This is a genomic window from Streptomyces sp. NPDC017979 (assembly GCF_044328175.1).
In the GTDB taxonomy this organism is placed as follows: domain Bacteria; phylum Actinomycetota; class Actinomycetes; order Streptomycetales; family Streptomycetaceae; genus Streptomyces.
The window spans coordinates 1-1,340 of the sequence record NZ_JBIRGU010000035.1 but is presented as its reverse complement, the minus strand read 5'-3'; the positions used below and the strand labels follow the sequence as shown (position 1 = coordinate 1,340).

General features: G+C 73.9%; 1 protein-coding gene. It reads left to right on the top strand.

Going from position 1 to position 1,340, the window contains the following annotated elements:
* Positions 1-130 precede the first annotated feature (130 nt).
* The gene (locus tag ACH4E8_RS35130; protein ID WP_398455784.1) at positions 131-1,111 is read left to right on the top strand and encodes a DNA-3-methyladenine glycosylase family protein; all 981 of its coding nucleotides are present in this window, start codon (positions 131-133) and stop codon (positions 1,109-1,111) included.
* The last annotated feature ends 229 nt before the right edge of the window (positions 1,112-1,340 follow it).

Sequence of the window (1,340 nt, the reverse complement as noted above, 5' to 3'; positions counted from 1 at the left end):
ACAGCCATCTGGCACAACTGGACCACCGACGCCACAACCAAACGCTCCCTCACCGCCTACGACCACTGACAACATTCGGACTCATTCATCTAGGCTCGTAGGGACGAGACCATCCATCGACGAGGACCCCGTGTCTGGCCGCTTCGCTCCCCCAGCTCACCCCGTCCGCCGGTTGCCCGCGCAGGACCCGCGGGGCGGCGGGGCCGTACGCCGTTGGACTCCGCCGTGGCCCGTGGACCTGGGATTGGTGCTGGGCGTACTGCGGCGCGGGCCCGCCGACCCCACGTACCGGACCGCGTCAGACGGCGCCGTCTGGCGCACTGCCCGCACCCCTGCCGGACCGGGCACCCTGTGCGTACGGTCCGGCGGCGCGGGTGACGTGGTCGCCGAGGCGTGGGGCGACGGCGCCGAGTGGTTGCTCGACGCGTTGCCCGGACTGCTCGGCGCCGCTGACGAGCCCGACGCCTTCACGCCGCGCCACCGCCTCGTCGCGTACTCCCGCCACCGCCGCCCCGGGCTGCGGCTGACCCGTACCGGGCTCGTGATGGAGTCCCTGATCCCGTCGGTCCTGGAGCAGAAGGTGACGACGGACGAGGCGTACCGCGCCTGGCGGCTGCTGGTGCGCAAGTACGGGGAGCCCGCGCCCGGCCCCGCGGCGGGAGCGGGGATGTACGTGCTGCCCGAGACCCGCGCCTGGGCGCTCGTCCCCTCCTGGGAGTGGCACCGCGCCGGCGTCGACGACAAGCGGGCGGCGACGATCGTGCGCGCGGCCCGCGTCGCCCGGCGGCTGGAGGAGGCCGTGGCGATGGAGCCGGAAGCCGCGATGGCGCGGTTGGAGTTGGTGCCCGGCGTGGGGCCGTGGACTTCGGCCGAGACCGTTCAACGCAGTCATGGCGCGCCGGATGCGCTCACCCTCGGCGATCTCCACCTGCCGCGGATCGTCGGCTACGCGCTGGCGGGCGACCGCGACGCCGACGACGCCGCGATGCTCGAACTGCTGGCGCCGTACGCCGGCCAGCGCCACCGCGCCGCCCGCTACGTCCTGCTCGGCGGCCGGATACCGCCCCGGCGGAAGCCGAAGATGCCCAAGGTGGACATCGGCCTCCTGTAGCCCCTGACAGGGCGTCTCTTCCCCAGGGGGTGGGGCGGCCAGCCCGTCCGTCGTGCGTGACCTGCGGGTCCTGTGCCTGTCCCGTACGTCGTGGGTCGGCCCGGGGCCTGTGTTCCGTCTGTTGCGGCGGGGGTGAGCCGGGAGGTCCCCCTCACCCGTACGTCACGGGGAGCCCGTACGCCTGTTGTCTGGCCCGTCTGGTGGGGTGGGGGTGTGCAGGGTCGCCCCC